Origin of the sequence: Rhizobium leguminosarum bv. viciae (assembly GCF_012276115.1) — a bacterium.
Classification (GTDB): Bacteria; Pseudomonadota; Alphaproteobacteria; order Rhizobiales; family Rhizobiaceae; genus Rhizobium; species Rhizobium leguminosarum_T.
In genome coordinates this window covers 175,527-193,974 of the sequence record NZ_WIEU01000005.1, presented here as the reverse complement: position 1 = coordinate 193,974, position 18,448 = coordinate 175,527, and the positions used below count along the sequence as shown (strand labels likewise).

The window sequence follows — 18,448 nt, the reverse complement described above, 5'->3', positions numbered from 1 at the left end:
CTCGACCTCATGTTATAACTCCGTTACCACAGAGGACAAAGCGATGAACGTCACAATCCGCAAGATCGGAAATTCCGAGGGTGTTATCATCCCTAAGGAAACCCTCGACCGTCTTGGGTTGAAGGCCGGCGATTCCCTGGAATTGCAGATGGAAAACGGCGGCATCACGTTGAAACCGGCCGACGAGGATTTGTCTCGTCAGCTCGAGGCGGCGCGATATTTCATGGACAAATATAAGGTCGCCTTGAAAAAGCTGGCCGAATAATGGCCTTCAAATTCCTGACGAGACCGTTGGTGGAGAGCCTGCAGAAAATGCAGATCGAGCGGTTCGGCGGCCTCGCAGGACTGCGTGACGAAGGCACGTTGGAATCGGCTCTCGGCCGGCCGATGCACAAGGCAAATTACGGCTGCGACAACGTCATTGAACTCGCCGCCGCCTATCTTTTTGGTCTTGCCCGCAACCACGCATTCGTCGACGGCAACAAGCGGATCGCGATCGTAACCGCCGGTGTGTTCCTTCTCGAAAACGGCTACGAGATCGAAACGACCGATGCCAATCTCTACGCTTTCGTTCTTGCCGTCGCCGCCGGCGAGATCGACGAAGAAGGTGCGACCCGCTTCCTGCGGGATTTCTGCATACCGCTCAACCCGTCGCCTTGAACTGCTGCTGCTCCAGTTCCCTGCCAAGCCCCTCGACCACATGAGCCCAACCTTTCCGAGTCTTTTCCTCCTGTTCGGCCCATTCGGCGCACATTTCATGGGTCAGTGTCAGACGACTGCCGCCGTCGAGAGGCTCGATGTCGATCTCGACGCGGTCGCAATTGTGATCATGCTCCTCGACGGAAAAGCTGAAGACCATGCGCTGCGGGCGCTTCAATTCCAGGAAAACGCCCTGATGAAAAGCGTCGCCGGTCGGGCGGCGGTCGACGACGAAGAAACGGCCGCCGACACGCGGATCGATATCGGCGCGAATGACATGACCGTCATCGGTCGCAAACAGGAAACGGCGGGCGATTTCGGGGTTGAGCCAGGCGTCGTAGACGACAGCGGGCGGCGCTTTGTAGGTGTGGCTGACATGCAATTTGATGGTGCTGGCGGGCATCGATTTTCCTCCGTTAAGGGCGCGCGCACTTTCCCCAAGCGCACGGGCCACGGCCATTCCGTCCGCCTTCGGAGCCGGCCTTCTCTTATTTTTGCTAACAGGATTGAGATAGAGGCATTGCCGCGCCCGCCAAGAGAGGGCGCGGAATTTTTAGGCCTCAGCCGGCGAATTTGCCGCTGCGCGGAAAACCCTTCGGCACGGTACGGCCGGCGGTGGCGCGGTCGGCCAACCATTCGGCAAGTTCGTCCTTGTTCTTCATGAAGGTGCGGCCGGCGCTGTCTTCCCAGACGAGGCCGTCCGATATCGCGAAGCAGCGGACATCGGAAATACCGCCATCCTTGTAGCGCTGCAGACGCACGCCCTTGCCGCGCGACATTTCCGGCACTTGCGCTAAGGGGAAGACCAGCAGCTTGCGATTTTCGCCGACAACGGCGACATGGTCGCCGCTGACGGGCACGAGCAGCTGCGTTTCCTCGGGCAGCGCGACGTTCATGATCTGCTTGCCCTTGCGGGTATTGGCGACCAGCTCGGCTTCGGGAACGACGAAGCCGTTGCCGGCTGTCGAGACAATCAGCTGCTTGCGCGAGGGATCATGGACGAAAGCGGTCAGCACCGCCTGGTCGTTATCCATATCGACGATGATGCGCAGCGGCTCGCCGTGACCGCGGCCGCCCGGCAGCTTGTCGCCACCGAGCGTGAAGGCCTTGCCGCCGGTGGTGACGATCAGGATCTTGTCCGTCGTCTGCGCCGGGAAGGCGATCCTCAAGCCGTCGCCTTCCTTGAAGGTCAGCGCCGCCGTATCGGCGATATGGCCCTTCAACGCGCGGATCCAGCCCTTTTCGGAAATGACGACGGTGATCGGTTCCTTCTCGATCATCGCCTGCTGAATTGCTTCCTCGTCGGTCTCGGGCGCGTCGGCAAACTGGGTGCGGCGGCGGCCGACCTCGGTCGCCTTGGCGAATTTCTTCTTCACTTCACCGATTTCCCAGGCGACCGTCTGCCACTGCTTGTCGTCGGAGGAAAGCAACGCCTCGATCTCGCCCTTCTCCTTGGTGAGTTCGTCGAATTCCTTGCGGATCTCGAACTCTTCCAGCTTGCGCAAGGCGCGCAACCGCATATTGAGGATCGCCTCGACCTGATTGTCGGTGAGATCCCAGCGCGCCATCATCACCGGCTTCGGCTCGTCCTCCTCGCGGATGATGCGGATGACCTCGTCGATGTTGAGGTAGGCGACCAGCAGGCCGCTGAGGATTTCGAGGCGTCTGTCGATTGCCGCCAGACGGAAGCGCGAACGGCGCTGCAGGACTTCGCGGCGGTGATCCAGCCACTCCTTCAGCACCTCGTTCAGTGCCATGACCCGCGGGATGCGGCCCATGGAGAGCACGTTCATGTTGAGCGGGAAGCGGCTTTCGAGCTCCGTCAGCTTGAACATCGATTCCATCAGGATCGTCGGATCGACGCTGCGGGTCTTCGGCACCAGCACGACACGAATGTCTTCGGCCGATTCGTCGCGGATATCTTCCAGCAGCGGCAGCTTGCGGGCGATCAGCAGCTCGGCGATCTTCTCGATCAGCCGCGATTTCTGCACCTGGAAGGGAATTTCGGTAATGACGATCTGGTAACCGCCGCGGCCGAGATCTTCCGTCTGCCATTTCGCCCGCACGCGGAAACCGCCGCGGCCGGTGCGGTAGCTCTCGATGATGCTGTCGCGGTTGTCGATGATGATGCCGCCGGTGGGGAAATCCGGGCCGGGAATGAATTCGACGAGCTTTTCGACGGTCGCATCGGGATGTTTAATCAGATGCAGGGCGGCGTCGCAAAGCTCGTGAGCATTGTGCGACGGGATCGAGGTCGCCATGCCGACGGCGATGCCGGAAGAGCCGTTGGCGAGCAGGTTCGGAAAGGCGCCGGGAAGGACGACCGGCTCGGAATTCGATTCGTCGTAAGTGTCGCGGAAATCGACGGCATCCTGATCGATGCCTTCGAGCAGCAGTTCGGAAACCGCCGTCATCTTCGATTCGGTGTAACGCATGGCGGCGGGGCTATCGCCGTCGATATTGCCGAAATTGCCCTGGCCGTTGACCAGCGTGTAGCGCTGCGAGAAGTCCTGGGCGAGACGGGCAAGCGCATCGTAAATCGACTGGTCGCCGTGCGGATGGTAGTTACCCATCACCTCGCCGACGATCTTGGCGCATTTCCTGAAGGCCGAGTTCGGCCTCAGCCCCATCTCGTTCATCGCATAAACGATGCGGCGATGGACAGGCTTCAGCCCGTCGCGCACGTCAGGCAAGGCGCGGTGCATGATGGTCGACAACGCATAGGCAAGGTAACGCTGCTCGAGCGCCGCCTTGAGGTCGACCGGCTGGATATGATCGTCGTCTCCGCCTGAAGGCGGCAAAATCTCTTGTCCCATAGGTTCTGACTAGCTCAGAAGCGGCCTGCGGGCAAGGAATCCAGGCCATTACGGCTGTGGATGAAGTCTTGGGACTAGCATCAAAGGACGAGACAAGCGTTCCGCCGCAATTTGGACTTCGTTTGCCGTTCCTCTCAACAAAAATTTAGAGGTCGGCAAATATAAAGCAGGTCCAATCCGTAGTAGCGTCACTGCAGATTTCCAACCGCCACCACGCCACCAGAGGAATCACCCCATGAACTTTTACCGGACAACGCGGCTGATGCTATCGAGCGCAGCCTTTTTATCGCTTGCCGGCTCGGCTTTCGCTCTCGACGGTGCCGATCTGCTGAAGAAGCTCAATGCCGCCTATGCCGCACAAGGCGGAACGATTTCGGCTGACAGCGTCGATATCGACGGCACGACCGCGACGCTGAAGAATGTCAGCGTCAAATCGGCCGGCGGCGAAAGCCTGGCCGTGGGCGAAGTCACGCTTTCCGGCGTCGAAGAAGACGAGGATGGCGGCTATTACATCGAAGAGGCCGCCTTCCCCGATATCAACACCACGAAAGACGGCGTCACGGTCACGGCGCAGGAGCTGACGCTCGGCGGCATCTCGATCCCGGCAACGCCGGGCGGCGACACGCTCGATACCATGATGCTCTACGAAACTGCCCATACCGGCCCGCTGAAGGTGGTCAAGGATGGGGCGGAATTGTTCTCGGTGCTCGAAAGCGACGTCAACCTGACGCTGCGCGAAGACGAATCCGGCTTCGATTTCGACGGCGCCTTCAAAAGCATGAAAGCCGATCTCAGCAAAGCCGAGGATCCGCAGAGCAAGGACGCGATCGAGAAGCTGGCCCTGCAGCACATCCAGGGCGACATCACCATGAAGGGTGCCTGGGAACTTGCCCCCGGCACGATCGACATTTCGGAATTCGCCTTCGACTTCACCAACATCGGCAAGCTGAACCTTGGCTTCAAGATCTCGGGCTACACGATGGCCTTCGTGAAGTCGCTGCAGGATGCGATGAAGCAATCCGAAGCCAACCCGAACAAGGAAGAGTCGCAACAAGCGCTTGGCCTTGCCATGCTCGGCCTGATGCAGCAGTTGTCCTTCGAGGCCGCGCAGGTGCGTTTCGAAGACGCCTCGATCACCAAGCGCGCGCTCGATTATGCCGGTTCACAGCAGAACATATCCGGCCAGCAGATGGCGGATTCGTTGAAGGCGATGACGCCGATCATGCTGGCGCAGCTCAATATCCCGGAACTGCAAAACGCCATTTCGGCTGCGGTCAACACCTTCCTCGACGATCCGAAGAGCCTGACCGTCAAGGCCGCTCCTGAAAAGCCGGTGCCGTTCCCGACGATCGTGGGCGCCGCCATGGGCGCTCCGAACACGCTGCCGCAGGTGCTTGGCGTCAAGGTTACCGCCAACGACTGATCGCTTCGATCTCGCGACGAAAAGGCCCGGCAGTTCGGTACTGCCGGGCCTTTTCGTTTTCATGCGCGATGACGGGCGACCTCGGCGATGGCGAGGACTGCGATATCAAGCAACTCCCCTAGCGATGCGCCATCCCTCGCCTGCACCGACATGCCCTGAATGATGGCACCGAGGAACCGTGCCAGCGCGCGGGGAGTCGTCTGTGGCTTCATGTCGCCCTCGTGGATGCCACGCTCGATCCTCGCCGCGAAAGCGTCCAGCGACCGACGGCGCAGCGCCGCAACATGGTCGGCGATCACCTCGTTCTCGCTGGCGCAGTTCAGCACAGCCGTCGAGATCATGCAGCCTTTCGGATGCTCCAGCGCCGAGAAAATCTCAGCCGAGCCCCGCAATATGCGCTCGAAGGCGGAGACGGTGTCGATCGGCTCGCCGAGCGCGGAAAAAGTGTCGGCGCCCAGCCCTCGGTATTGCTCCAGCGCGGCGCGGTAGAGATCGGCCTTCGAGTTGAAGGCGGCATAGAGGCTTTGCGGCGTGATACCCATGGCGGCAGTGAGATCGGCGATCGAGGCGCCCTCATATCCATGCTCCCAGAAAGTCTCGCGCGCCGCCGAGAGAACGGTCTCGCGGTCGAAGGCCGGCGGACGGCCGCGGCGGCGGGCGGTAGAATTTTCCACGTCTCGGCTATTTTTCACAATGATCACTCTAGAAATTCGAGGCAGCTTTCTGTATTCAGGAACGGTCATTGTGATTATAGAAGGTTTAATCTGATGAGTCTTCCCCTCGAAATGGCAGACGCCGACGGGAATTCATCGCTTGCAGCTGCAGTCGATGCGGCCATCACAAGTGCTCTCGACGACAAACGGCTTGTTGGAACGGTGGTGCTTATCGCCCGCGACGGAGAGATCGTCCATCGCCGCGCCGCCGGCCTTGCCGACCGCGAAAGCGGTCTGGCGATGCGCGAGGACACCATCTTCAGGCTTGCCTCCATCACCAAGCCGATCGTCACCATCGCCGCAATGCGGCTCGTCGAGCAGGGAAGAATCGGGCTCGACGACCCGGTGACGAGATGGCTGCCGGGCTTCCGGCCGAGGCTGCCTGACGGCAGTGAAGCAACCATTCGCATCCGCCACCTGCTTACCCATACGTCGGGCCTCAGCTACAGCTTCTTCGAAGAGGACGATTCTTATACCCGCGCCGGCGTTTCCGACGGCCTCGACAAACCCGGGCTGCCGCTGGCCGAGAACCTGCGGCGGATCGCCAGCACGCCACTGCGCTTCGCGCCGGGCAGCGACTGGCAATATTCCGTCGCCATGGATGTTCTGGGCGGCGTCATCGAGGCGGAAACAGGCGTGCCGCTGGGCGCGGCCGTCGCCGAACTGGTGACGAAACCGCTTGGACTTGCCGATACCGCGTTTTCGGTTCGCGACCACAGCCGGCTGGCAGCGGCCTATATGGACGCTTCACCCGAACCGGCGCTGATGGGCGAGACTGCGCTGGTGACGTCGCTGATGGGTCCCATCCGCTTCGCGCCGAACCGCATCTTCGACCCCGCTTCCTATCATTCGGGCGGCGCCGGCATGGCGGGAACGGCGGGTGATATCCTGGCCATACTCGACACCATCCGTAGGGGTGGCGCACCGCTGCTCTCGACCGAAACTGTAGGGATGATGACGACGGACCAGGCTGACGGCCAGCGCCAGCGGCACGAACCCGGCTCCGGCTTTGGCTTCGGCTGGTCTGTTATCACCAATCCGGCCGAGGCAGGCGTCCCCTTCCCCAAGGGCACGCTGAAATGGGGCGGCGTCTACGGCCATAGCTGGTTCATCGACCCGGTCAACGGGCTGACCGTCATTGCGCTGACCAACACGACGCTTGAAGGCATGTGGGGAAAATTCACGGTCGATCTTCGCGAGGCGATCTACGCGGCATTGTGAGTGACCGAACCAACAGAAAAGCCCGGCGATTTGCCGGGCTTTTGCATTTTGGATCAGATGATCTCAGTCTTTCTTGACAGGCGGGATCGGCCGGATCGAGAGCTCGCGCAGCTGCGTCGGCGCTGCCGGGCTCGGCGCGCCCATCAGCAGGTCCTGGGCCTGCTGGTTCATCGGGAAGAGCGAGATTTCGCGCAGGTTCTTCGCGCCGACGAGCAGCATAACGATACGGTCGATGCCAAAGGCGGCGCCACCATGCGGGGGCGCGCCGTACTGGAAGGCGCGGTAGAGGCCGCCGAAACGGTCTTCGACATCCTGCTGGCTGAGGCCGACCTTCTCGAAGGCGGCGACCATGGTTTCCGGCGACTGGTTGCGGATCGAGCCCGAGGCGATTTCGAAACCGTTGCAGACGGCGTCATACTGGAACGCCTTGATCGTCAGTGGATCCTGGTTCTGAAGCGCATCGAGGCCGCCCTGCGGCATCGAGAACGGGTTGTGAGCGAAATCGACCTTCTTTTCTTCCTCGCTCCATTCGAAGAACGGGAAGTCGACGATCCAGCAAAGTTCGAAACGGTCGCGGTCGACAAGGTTCAGCTCTTCGCCGGCCTTGGTGCGGGCTTCACCGGCAAACTTGTAGAACTTCGCCGGATCGCCGGCAACGAAGAAGCAGGCGTCACCGTCATCGAGGCCGAGCTGGGTACGGATCGCGTCGGTGCGCTCCTCGCCGATGTTCTTTGCAAGCGGGCCGGCGCCCTCGAGCTTGTCACCTTCCTTGCGCCAGAAGATGTAGCCGAGGCCAGGCTGACCGGTCGACTGCGCCCAGGCATTCATGCGATCGCAGAACGCTCTGGAACCGCCGGTCTTGGCCGGAATAGCCCAGATCTCGACCTTCGGGTTGGAGGCGATCATGCCTGCGAAAACCTTGAAGCCGGAGCCGGCGAAATGTTCGGTCACGGCCTGCATGACGATCGGGTTGCGCAGGTCCGGCTTGTCCGAACCATATTTACGGATCGCCACGTCATAGGGGATGCGCGGCCATTCCTTGGTGACCGGCTTGCCTTCGGCGAACTCTTCGAAAATGCCTGTCATCAGCGGACCCATCGTGTCCCAGACGTCTTCCTGGGTGACGAAGCTCATTTCGAGGTCGAGCTGGTAGAATTCACCCGGCAGGCGATCGGCACGCGGGTCTTCGTCGCGGAAGCACGGCGCGATCTGGAAATAACGGTCGAAGCCGGCAACCATCAGAAGCTGCTTGTACTGCTGCGGCGCCTGCGGCAGCGCGTAGAAGGTGCCGGGATGGATGCGCGACGGCACGAGGAAGTCGCGCGCGCCTTCCGGCGAGGAGGCCGTCAGGATCGGCGTCGTGTACTCCGTAAAGCCGACATTGCCCATTTCGCGGCGCATGGCCGAGATGACCTGGGTGCGCTTGACGATGTTCCGGTGCAGCGTTTCGCGGCGAAGATCGAGGAAACGATACTTCAGGCGGACGTCTTCGGGATAGTCCGGCTCGCCGAAGACCGGCAGCGGCAATTCCTTGGCGGCGGAGAGGATTTCGATCTCCTGTGCGTAGAGCTCGATCTCGCCTGTTGCCATGGTCTTGTTGACGGTATCTTCAGTGCGGGCCTTGACGAGGCCGTCGATACGGATGACCCATTCGCCGCGCACGGTTTCCGCCATCTTGAAGGCCGGGCTGTCCGGATCGGCGACGACCTGGGTGATGCCGTAATGGTCGCGAAGGTCGATGAAGAGAACGCCGCCATGGTCGCGAACGCGGTGAACCCAGCCGGAAATACGGACGGTCGAGCCGACATCCGACTTGCGGAGGGCGGCGCATGTGTGGCTGCGATAGCGATGCATGATCTCAAATCCTGGCATGTGGCTTAAGACGGCAGCAAGGGTTCCAAGACCCTCAAGCGCCGACAAGAAAATCGGGCGGAAAAGCGCATGGACGCTCCGATTTGTCAAGGCTTGGCGCGCGCGGCCGAGCGTTTGACGCGCGTTTATGGCGAGGCTGCGACCGGTATGCTGCGGCAGTTTGGCCGCGCTTCCCGTATTGCTGAAGCCGCCGGTCAACTTTAAAAGGATCGGCATTCTCACCGTGGAGCATCCGCATGCCTCTCCTTAGCCGACGCAACCTTTTGAAGGCATCCGCCGTTGCGGGCGCTTATGGCGTCGGCATCGGCATTGCCGGCAAATTCGGGTTTGCCGAGGCGGCTCCCGAGCCGCAGCTGCTGACGGCGGTGAAGACCGAAGCCATGCTGACCGAGGCGGGACCGACCAGGGATATCATGAGCTGGGGCCATGACGGCATGCCGCCGATTCTCAGGATGAGGAAGGGGCAGCCTTATGCGGTGCGGCTGAAAAACGGGCTCGACGAACCGACGACGATCCACTGGCACGGGCTTCGCATCGACAACCGCATGGACGGCGTGCCGTTCATGACGCAGCCTTACGTCTATACCGGCGACAGCTTCGACTATGCCTTCACGCCGCCCGATGCCGGCACCTTCTGGTACCATCCGCATTGCAACACGCTGACGCAGATGGGGCATGGGATGACAGGCGTCATCGTCGTCGAAGATCCGGCCGATCCGCAATTCGATGCCGAGGTGGTGCTGAACCTGCGCGACTGGCGGCTCGGCGGTAACGGACAATTCATCGCCCCCTTCCGGCCGCGCGACGCTGCCAAGACCGGCACCTACGGCACGGTGCGCACCGCCAACTGGCACCAGGAACCGCGATACGACGCGCCGGCCGGCGGTCTGGTGCGGCTGCGCATCGCCGTCACCGACGTGACGCGGATCTTCTCGCTGAAGATGGAAGGCGCCGACGCCACCGTGATTGCGATCGACGGCAATCCGGTGCCGAAGCGCTTTTCCCTCGACCTGCTGCAGATCGGACCGGGCCAACGGCTCGACCTTGCCGTGCGCATGCCGGATGATGAAGACGCCGTCGCGACGCTCGAGGATATCCGCGGTACGGCGCCGAAGACGATCGCCAGCCTGCGCGCGGTCGGATCATCGTTGAAGCGCGATATCGGCGATCTCGGGCCGCTTGTCGACAACCGCGTCCCGAAGGCCGATCTAACTGCTGCCGAGCAGATCCCGCTGGTGCTGAGCGCCACTGCCGAGAATGCTAGCGCCGAAAGCATCTGCGGCACGCTCGGCTACAGTTTCTGGGCCATCAACAAGATGCCGTGGCCGGGCGACACGCCCGATCCGACGGTGCCGCTTGCGGAATTGAAGCTCGGCAAGAGCTATGTCTTCAATCTGGAGAATGCCACGCCGCATGCCCATCCCATCCATCTGCATGGGATGAGCTTCACGGTGATCTCCTCCTCGACGCGGAAAGTGATGCCGCTCACCTCCGATACTTATCTCATTCAGCCGGACGAGAAAGTGCAGCTTGCCTTCGTCGCCGACAATCCCGGCGACTGGCTGCTGCATTGCCATATCATCGAGCACCAGAAGACGGGAATGACGAGCTATCTCAGGGTAAGCTGAGACTGCCTGCACTTTCACCGAGATTGCCGCCGTGCATCGCGCCGTGCCTCAGTTTGGACGTGATTCTTAGCCAGCAATGCTCGAAGCGTATGCTGTTGTATTGACATATCGAACCGAAAGGAGAAGGAAGGTTTAACCGACCTTTTCCTTGCGAATGAAATGATATGATCGAAACCACCGCCGATTTGGCGGCCGCCTGCAAAGAGCTGGCCAAGTCCGACTTCATTACCATCGACACCGAATTCCTGCGCGAAACGACCTTCTGGCCGGAGCTCTGCCTGATCCAGATGGCAAGCCCGACGACGGAAGTCCTCGTCGATCCGCTGGCCAAGGGCATCGATCTTGCCCCCTTCTTCGAGCTGATGGCTGATACGAAGGTGCTGAAGGTCTTTCATGCTGCGCGCCAGGACATCGAAATCATCTTCAATCGCGGCAATCTCATACCGCATCCGATCTTCGACACGCAGGTCGCCGCCATGGTCTGCGGCTTCGGCGACAGCGTCTCCTATGACCAGTTGGTCAGCCGCATCAAGAACGTCCATATCGACAAGTCGTCGCGCTTCACCGACTGGAGCCGCCGGCCGCTCTCGGACAAACAGCTGGATTATGCGCTGGCCGACGTCACCCACCTGCGCGACGTCTACCTGTCGCTGAAAGCGGAACTCGAGCGCGAAGGCCGCATCTCCTGGCTGTCTGAGGAAATGGACATTCTCGAGTCGCGCGAAACCTACGACATGCATCCAGACGATGCCTGGCAGCGGCTGAAGATGCGCCTGCGCAAGCCGCAGGAGCTGGCGATCCTGAAATTTGTCGCCGCCTGGCGCGAACGCGAGGCGCGGGCTCGCAACGTGCCGCGTTCGCGGGTGCTGAAGGATGATGCGATCTACGAGATCGCCCAGCAACAGCCCAAGGATACCGAGGCGCTCGGCCGTCTGCGCACCATTCCGAAAGGTTGGGAGCGTTCGACTTCCGGCGCCGCGGTCATCGAGGCCGTCAACACCGCGCTAGCTCTACCGAAGGCCGATATGCCGCATGTGCCACGCCAGGCGCAGGCGCCCGAAGGGGCCGCTGCTGCCGTCGAATTGTTGAAGGTGCTGCTGAAGCTGATTTCGGAAAAACACGGCGTGGCGCCCAAGGTGATCGCCAATAGCGAAGATCTCGACAAGATCGCCGCCGAGGGCGAGAAGGCCGAAGTCGCTGCCCTGCACGGCTGGCGGCGCGATCTTTTCGGCGAGCCGGCACTGCAACTGATCCAGGGCGCGATCGCTCTGCGCTTCGTCGACCGGAAGGTCGAAACCGTCAGCCTCTGAGGCGACTGCATCACGCCTTAAATCGGCATCGATTTAAGGATAGATTATGCAGTCATTCAAATGCTACAGCGCCGCCGTCTGAAAAAGACGCGCGGCGCTGTAATTTCGAATTCGCTTGACGGTTTTTTCCGGCCTGAAACAATGGCGGGAAGAAACATCACGGCGCAGAGGCGGCATGCGGGAAATATCTCCGACACAGAATTGGATCCTGATCACGATCGTCCTTGCGGCCAGCGGCGTCATCTATGATCTGATGTTCTACTCCAATCAGACGCCGATCATCGGGGCGATCTTCGCGCTCTTCATCGGCATGCCGATCCTCGCTTTCGAGCGCAAGGTGCTGTTTCGAGCACTCTACAGACGCATCCAGAAGCTGCCGACTTTCGCCTTCATCATCACCGAGCTGCTGATCTACGAAATCCTGATGAGCATCGGCTTTGCCTGCGCCGGCCTGCTGCTCTGGTGGCTCGGCATGGTGAAGCCGGTGTCGCTCTTCGACCTCGTCATCATGCCGTTCGAAGTCTTCCTCTATGCGCTTGCGGTCTGCACGATGCTGATCTTCGTCTTGCGCGTGCGGGAACTGCTTGGTCGTGAAGTTTTCCTCAGCATGCTCATCAGCCGCTACCGCAATCCGGTCAAGGAAGAGCGCGTCTTCCTGTTCATCGACCTCGTCGATTCGACGGCTTTTGCCGAGAAGCACGGCGACCTCAGGGCGCAACAACTGCTGAGCTCGCTGTTTGCGACCTTCGCCGAGCCCGTCAGGCGTAACAAGGGCATGATCAACGACTATGTCGGCGATGCTGCGATCATCACCTGGCCACTTGCCCGCGGCGTCAAGGATGCGCGTTGCGTGCGCTGCATCTTCGATATCCTCGCCGATATCGAAGCCAATGCCGCCGGCTGGCGAAAGAATTACGGGCAGGTGCCGAAGCTCCGCGCCGCCCTCCACGGCGGCGAGATCATCACTGCCGAAATCGGCGTCGACCATCACAAGATCAGCTATTTCGGCGATACGGTGAACACCACCGCCCGACTGGAGACGCTCTGCCGCAGTCTGAACCGATCGGTGCTGATCTCCAGCGAACTTGCCAGGCGCATGAAATTTCCCGACGACATATCCTGCGAGGATCTCGGCACCCATGCGGTGAAGGGACGCGGCCAGGCGCTCGGCGTCATGGCGCTTTCCTCGCGCGCGGTCACCGTGCTGAACACGCCGGCGGTCATTCTGCACGGCTGAGCACGGTCTTAACCTCACGTCACCAAAGCTTCACCCAACCGTCAATTCGCTGACACGGAAGCCCTGCTAAGCGGAAGGCCTTTGCAATCCGTTCCACGGGGATATTATGAAGAACGTCCTTTTTGCTTCCGTATCGCTTTTCATCCTGGTCGCGGGCTCCGCTTCGGCCGACCAGCAGCAGTTCCCGGCCAAGCTCGCCGGCCAGGCGATGCTGCCTGCCAACACCATGGTTCCGGCGCCGGCCGACGCCCCCGAATTCCTCAAGCATTCCGGCAAGTTTACGACGCCGGACCGGAAACGCACCGAAGCGCTCGGCACCGTTCCCGGCAAGGACGGCGCCCGCATCACCGATCTGAAGCTTCCCTTCGACGGCCAGCCGATCCAGGGCTTCTCCGGCGTCAAGACGATGGCCGACGGCACCTTCTGGACGCTCTCCGACAACGGTTTCGGCTCGAAGTCCAATTCGTCGGACTCCATGCTCTTCCTGCACCAGATGAAGTTCGACTGGGCCGGCAACAAGGCTGAAGTCGTCAAGAACCTCTTTCTCTCCGATCCGAACAAGATCGCTCCGTTCCCGATCGTTCTCGAAGGCTCCGACACGCGTTATCTCACCGGCGCCGACTTCGACATCGAATCGATCCAGCCGGTTGCCGACGGCTTCTGGCTCGGCGACGAATTCGGTCCCTACATCCTGAAGTTCGACACGTCAGGGCGCCTCACCAACGTCATCCCAACGACGCTCGATGGTAAACCGGTGCTTTCGCCCGACAATCCGCTTCTCTCGGTTCCGGCCAACCCGGCTGCGAAGATGCCGGTCTTCAATCTGAAGCGCTCCGGCGGCTTCGAAGGCCTCGCCATGTCGAAGGACGGCGCCAAGCTCTACGGCCTGCTCGAAGGCGCCATCTACAAGGATGACGGCACGGTCGAAACGGTCGACGGCCACACCGCCATCCGCGTCATCGAGTTCGATGTCGCCTCCAAGAAGTGGACCGGCCGCAGCTGGCTCTATCCATTCGAGGACAAGGGTGTGTCGATCGGCGACTTCAACATGCTCGACGACACGACCGCTCTCGTCATCGAGCGCGACAACGGCGCCGGCACGACGGACAAGGCCTGCGCCGACCCGAAGCAGCCGAAGCCGGATTGCTTCGAAGCTCCGGCCGTGCTGAAGCGCGTCTACAAGATCGAGTTCAACGATGCCAATGTCGGCAAGGCTGTCCGCAAGATCGGCTATATCGACCTCATGAACATCCAGGATCCCGACAACAAGAAGAAGGCCGGCAGCAAGGACGGCGTCTACGACATGCCGTTCGTGACGATCGAAAACGTCGACCGCGTCGACGCCACGCACATCATTATCGGCAACGACAACAACCTGCCCTTCTCGGCCGGCCGCGCCGTCGACAAGGCCGACAATAACGAGTTCAGCCTGCTTGAGGTTAGCGAGTTTTTGAACGCGAAGTAGGTTCGGAATTCTGGTGTGAAATGCAGAGGGCGGCGCGAAGGCGGCGCCCTCTTGTTTATGGCAGTTGGATATTTGGCGGCATGCCGTGTGTGCCCCCCTCTGCCCTGCCGGGCATCTCCCCCACAGGTGGGGAGATCACAAGTGGCATGACCTTCCCGCATCTTAAACGTCAAGCCGAGCTGAATCGCTGATTGTTTGGGGAAGCCGTTGCGCCCAGCCAATCTCCCCACCTGTGGGGGAGATGCCCGGCAGGGCAGAGGGGGGCTGATACGGCACAACGGCCGCAAATCAGACCTATTCGAACCGAAATGCCAACCGCTTGTTCGTCAGCTTCGACAGCTGCTGCAGGCGGCCGTCCAGGCGTTCGCCGGCGAAATCGCGATACTCGGGAGGCACGACGAATTCGAGGTCGAGGTCCGGGCTCGAGGATTTGCGGAAGATCAGGTTCTTGACGATGCCGGGCATCGAGGCCGAGAAGAGGTAGACGACGCGCAGCATGCCGCCGAGCAGCTTGGCGCGCTCGATGAGCTGTGGCGTGGCAATCTGCGCCAGCGGGCCGGTGGCGCCATCGTCATGCAGGCCTTCGAAACGGTAATAGTTGGAAAGCGCGATGAAAGCGCGGCCGGGATGGCTGATGCCGACGAAAGAAGAGTGGGCGATGACGTTCAGCGCCTGCAGGCCGCGATAGTCAGGATGGGCGCGCCAGCTGATATCGGCCAGCAGACAGGCGGCCTGACGGTAGCGGCTTTCCTCGTCGGTTTCCTGGATGCCGAAAAGGGGCATCATGCGGCCGGTCCATTCCGCCAGCTCGCGGGCATGCTCCGGCGAACGGGCACGCAGGATCGCCAGTTCGCCGGCGGCGGCAAGCAGCGGGTCCAGGCGGCGTTCGGACTCCGACAACAGCGAATAAAGATATCCCTCGCGCACACCCTGCGCCGAGAAGGAAATCACCGACGGCTTCATCGCGCTCAGCACTTCCTTCATGGCGATAGCGCCGAAGGGCAGCAGCGAACGGCGGTGCTTGGAAACGGCCTGCAGCGCCGGTTCCCTGGAATCGCGCGCGGTCACCTGTTCGAGGAACAGCATCATCGCTTCGAAAGACACCTCATAGCCCTGCATCATATGCAGCGGATAATGGGTGATTTCCATGTGCAGCTTGGCAATGTTTCGCCAGGTGCCGCCGACGGCGTAGAAGGTGCGCCCCTCGCCTTTCGACAACAGCTTTGCCGTCTTCAGCTGCTTGCGGGCAAAGGTTTGAGCCTTGGAAAGCGAGCCGCCGGCATATTCCGACAGGCGCAGGCCGCCGAGCGGCAGCGTGATGCCCTTGCCGACCTCCTTGCCCTTGATATCGATCAACTCCAGCGAGCCGCCGCCGAGATCGCCGGCAATGCCGTCAGGATTATAGAAACCGCTGATGATACCGAGCGAGGCGAATTTCGCCTCCTCCTCGCCGGAGAGCACGCGGACCTTTCGGTTAAGGATGGTTTCTGCCTGATGGATGAAATCGGGACCGTTGCTCGCCTCGCGCGCGGCCGCCGTCGCCAGCACATACATGGTGGCGGCGCGCGCCTGGTCGGACAGAGCCTTGAAACGGTGTAGCGCCGCCAGAGCCCGGCTGACGCTGTCTTCATCCATCTTGCCGGTAAGGGCTACGCCCTTGCCGAGGCCACAGAGGACCTTTTCATTGAAGAGGACGGTCGGCGAACGGGACATGCCTTCGTAGACGACAAGACGAATCGAATTCGATCCAATATCGACGACGGAGACCGGGGCGATCCCCGGAAGGCGCCCCTGGGCTTCAGATTCAACCATTTAGGTCCAGTATTACTTGTTGTTGCGGCCTTCGAGCAGACCGGCGATCAGCTTCGGCGCACTGGACTTCAGAGCTTCACCACGGCCCGACAGGCTCGGATTGGTCATGAAATACTGCTGCGCATTGAACGGTTCTTCGCCCCTGCGCACTTCCATGCGACGCGACGTACCGTCGGGCAATATCTCGTAGCTTTGTTGATTGTCAATCACGTTGCCGAGCATAATCTGTGACAAGACCTGCTCGTGAACGGTGGGATTCGTCAGCGGAACCATGGTTTCGACACGGCGATCGAGGTTTCTTGGCATCATGTCGGCCGAGCCGATATAAACCAACGCCTTGTCGGACGGCAGACCGTGGCCGTTGCCGAAGCAGAAGATGCGGCTGTGTTCCAGGAAGCGGCCGACGATCGATTTGACGCGGATCTTTTCCGAAAGGCCGGGCACCTGCGGACGCAGGCAGCAGATGCCGCGCACGACAAGATCGATCTCGACGCCGGCATGGCTGGCGCGATAGAGTGCGTCGATGATGTCGGGATCGACAAGCGAATTCATCTTCATCCAGATCGCCGCCGGCGCACCGTTCCTGGCGTGCTGGACCTCTTCCTCGATGTGACGCAGGATGCGCGAGCGCATCGTATAGGGCGAGATCGCGAGCTTCATACCCGGTTCCGGCTCGCCGTAGCCGGTGATGAAGTTGAAGATGTTCGCCATGTCGTGGGCGATGACGGGATTGCAGGTGAAGTAGGAGAGATCGGTATAGATCTTCGCGGTGATCGGGTGATAGTTGCCGGTTCCGAGATGGCAATAGGTGCGCAGTTTGCCATCCTCGCGACGGACGACCAGCGACATCTTGGCGTGGGTCTTGAGCTCGATGAAGCCGAAGACGACCTGGACGCCGGCGCGCTCGAGGTCGCGCGCCCAACGGATGTTTGCCTCTTCGTCGAAGCGGGCCTTGAGCTCGACCAGCGCCGTCACCGACTTGCCGGCTTCGGCGGCATCGATCAGCGCGCGAACGATCGGGCTATCGTTGGAGGTGCGATAAAGCGTCTGCTTTATCGCCAGGACGTCAGGATCGCGCGCAGCCTGGAGAAGAAACTGGACCACCACGTCGAAGGATTCGTAGGGGTGATGGACGACCATGTCCTTTTCGCGGATGGCGGCGAAGCAATCGCCGGCGTGCTCGCGGACGCGCTCGGGAAATCGCGCATTGTAGGGGGCAAAGCGCAGATCGTCGCGCGGCGCCTTGGTGATCTCCGACAGCGTGTTCAGCGCCAGAAGACCCGGCAGAACGGCGACGCGGTTGTCTGGGATGCTCAGCGCCTGGACAACGAACTGGCGTAGCGACGCCGGCATTTCCGAATCTGTCTCGATGCGGATGACCTTGCCGCGGCGGCGGCGTTTCAGCGCCGTTTCGAAGAAGCGGACGAGATCCTCGGCCTCTTCCTCGACTTCGATATCGCTGTCACGGATGACGCGGAACGTACCGGAGCCCTGCACCTCGTAACCCGGGTAGAGCCGATGGATGAAGATGTTGGCGACATCTTCCAGCGTGATGTAGCGGATTGTGTTTCCATCATCCGGCAGGCGGACAAAGCGGTCGAGCGCCACCGGCAGGCGCAGCAGCGCCGTCATCGGCTCGCGGCCGTTCTTGCTGACGAGCTGCAGACCGATCGAAAAGCCGAGATTCGGAATGAAGGGGAACGGATGGGCGGGATCGATCGACAGCGGCGTCAGCACCGGGAAGATCGCCTGTTCGAATTCGGCGGCCAGCCACTGGCGGTCGCCCTCGCTCAGGGCGCCGGGGCGCACGATCAGGATGTCTTCCTTGGCGAGATATTGTTGCAGCACGGCGAGCGAGGCCTGCTGCTCCATCTGCAAATGGTCGATCTCCTGCAGGATGGAATCGAGCTGCTCGGCCGGCGTCTTGCCGTCCGGGCTGCGGATGGCGATGTTCTGGCGTACCTGGCCCTCGAGGCCGGCGACACGCACCATGAAGAACTCGTCGAGGTTGGCGGCCGAGATCGACAGGAAGCGAACACGCTCGAGCAGCGGATGCTCGGTATTCAGCGTTTCTTCCAGGACACGGCGGTTGAACTGCAGCCAGGAGAATTCTCGGTTGATGAAGCGCTCGGGGCTCTTGAGCAGCTCTTCCAGCGCGGGGGTGTTGTCGTTGATTTCCGGAGTGAGTTCCTGATGTTCTGCGACTGCACTATCCATGGTCCGCTTACCCCGTTTTCAATCGCCAAAGGCAA

The 18,448-nt window shown here is 61.2% G+C and carries 14 protein-coding genes and 1 pseudogene; 9 read left to right on the top strand and 6 right to left on the bottom strand.

Translation table 11 applies throughout. The features are described 5' to 3' along the window. Positions 1 to 43: 43 nt before the first annotated feature. Both GFM02_RS11950 and GFM02_RS11945 read left to right on the top strand, forming a co-directional pair. On the top strand, positions 44 to 265 hold the full coding sequence (locus GFM02_RS11950; RefSeq protein ID WP_020049404.1) for an AbrB/MazE/SpoVT family DNA-binding domain-containing protein: 222 nt from the start codon (positions 44 to 46) through the stop codon (positions 263 to 265). Next, positions 265 to 660 carry a type II toxin-antitoxin system death-on-curing family toxin gene (locus GFM02_RS11945; RefSeq protein WP_020049403.1) on the top strand — a complete coding sequence of 132 codons (396 nt, stop codon included), beginning with the start codon at positions 265 to 267 and terminating at the stop codon, positions 658 to 660. The genes GFM02_RS11950 and GFM02_RS11945 overlap by 1 nt, the downstream gene beginning before the upstream one ends. On the opposite strand, the gene GFM02_RS11940 is transcribed toward GFM02_RS11945, so the two are convergent. Both GFM02_RS11940 and parC read right to left on the bottom strand, forming a co-directional pair. Then, complete coding sequence (locus GFM02_RS11940; protein ID WP_020049402.1) at positions 644 to 1,102, bottom strand: SRPBCC family protein; 459 nt, start codon at positions 1,100 to 1,102, stop codon at positions 644 to 646. The genes GFM02_RS11945 and GFM02_RS11940 overlap by 17 nt on opposite strands. Before the next feature lie 157 nt (positions 1,103 to 1,259). After that, positions 1,260 to 3,515 (bottom strand): DNA topoisomerase IV subunit A, encoded by a 2,256-nt coding sequence (parC, locus tag GFM02_RS11935; protein ID WP_020049401.1) that lies wholly within the window; start codon positions 3,513 to 3,515, stop codon positions 1,260 to 1,262. Between the two features lie 235 nt (positions 3,516 to 3,750). On the opposite strand from parC, the gene GFM02_RS11930 reads away from it, so the two are divergent. Further along, positions 3,751 to 4,938: a hypothetical protein gene (locus GFM02_RS11930; RefSeq protein WP_020049400.1), complete on the top strand. Its 1,188-nt coding sequence runs from the start codon at positions 3,751 to 3,753 to the stop codon at positions 4,936 to 4,938. Positions 4,939 to 4,997: 59 nt separating this feature from the next. Here the strand turns inward: GFM02_RS11930 and GFM02_RS11925 are convergent, their stop codons facing one another. After that, positions 4,998 to 5,639, bottom strand: coding sequence for a TetR/AcrR family transcriptional regulator (locus tag GFM02_RS11925; RefSeq protein WP_348643963.1), 642 nt, complete (start codon positions 5,637 to 5,639; stop codon positions 4,998 to 5,000). 66 nt (positions 5,640 to 5,705) lie between these two features. On the opposite strand from GFM02_RS11925, the gene GFM02_RS11920 reads away from it, so the two are divergent. Further along, a complete protein-coding gene (locus GFM02_RS11920) occupies positions 5,706 to 6,872 on the top strand; it encodes a serine hydrolase domain-containing protein (RefSeq protein ID WP_168262976.1) in 1,167 nt (388 codons plus the stop codon). 63 nt (positions 6,873 to 6,935) lie between these two features. Here the strand turns inward: GFM02_RS11920 and aspS are convergent, their stop codons facing one another. Next, positions 6,936 to 8,726, bottom strand: a complete 1,791-nt coding sequence (gene aspS / locus GFM02_RS11915) for an aspartate--tRNA ligase (protein ID WP_026265137.1) — start codon at positions 8,724 to 8,726, stop codon at positions 6,936 to 6,938. 87 nt (positions 8,727 to 8,813) lie between these two features. Between aspS and GFM02_RS35455 the strand changes: the two genes are divergently transcribed. The 5 genes from GFM02_RS35455 (at position 8,814) to GFM02_RS11895 (ending at position 14,384) form a co-directional block, all read left to right on the top strand. Then, positions 8,814 to 8,948 (top strand): hypothetical protein, encoded by a 135-nt coding sequence (locus GFM02_RS35455; RefSeq protein ID WP_263857686.1) that lies wholly within the window; start codon positions 8,814 to 8,816, stop codon positions 8,946 to 8,948. Positions 8,949 to 8,980: 32 nt separating this feature from the next. After that, positions 8,981 to 10,372: a multicopper oxidase family protein gene (locus GFM02_RS11910; RefSeq protein WP_020049397.1), complete on the top strand. Its 1,392-nt coding sequence runs from the start codon at positions 8,981 to 8,983 to the stop codon at positions 10,370 to 10,372. Between the two features lie 164 nt (positions 10,373 to 10,536). After that, the gene (gene rnd, locus GFM02_RS11905) at positions 10,537 to 11,682 is read left to right on the top strand and encodes a ribonuclease D (RefSeq protein WP_020049396.1); all 1,146 of its coding nucleotides are present in this window, start codon (positions 10,537 to 10,539) and stop codon (positions 11,680 to 11,682) included. A gap of 175 nt (positions 11,683 to 11,857) precedes the next feature. After that, positions 11,858 to 12,919: an adenylate/guanylate cyclase domain-containing protein gene (locus GFM02_RS11900; RefSeq protein WP_020049395.1), complete on the top strand. Its 1,062-nt coding sequence runs from the start codon at positions 11,858 to 11,860 to the stop codon at positions 12,917 to 12,919. Between the two features lie 106 nt (positions 12,920 to 13,025). Continuing rightward, positions 13,026 to 14,384 carry an esterase-like activity of phytase family protein gene (locus GFM02_RS11895; RefSeq protein ID WP_020049394.1) on the top strand — a complete coding sequence of 453 codons (1,359 nt, stop codon included), beginning with the start codon at positions 13,026 to 13,028 and terminating at the stop codon, positions 14,382 to 14,384. A gap of 294 nt (positions 14,385 to 14,678) precedes the next feature. Here GFM02_RS11895 and ppx read toward each other — a convergent pair whose 3' ends face one another. Both ppx and GFM02_RS11885 read right to left on the bottom strand, forming a co-directional pair. Continuing rightward, positions 14,679 to 16,196 carry an exopolyphosphatase gene (ppx, locus tag GFM02_RS11890; protein ID WP_020049393.1) on the bottom strand — a complete coding sequence of 506 codons (1,518 nt, stop codon included), beginning with the start codon at positions 16,194 to 16,196 and terminating at the stop codon, positions 14,679 to 14,681. A 54-nt stretch (positions 16,197 to 16,250) separates the two neighbouring features. After that, positions 16,251 to 18,413 (bottom strand): annotated as a pseudogene (locus GFM02_RS11885) (RNA degradosome polyphosphate kinase); the annotation flags it as partial. Positions 18,414 to 18,448: the final 35 nt, after the last annotated feature.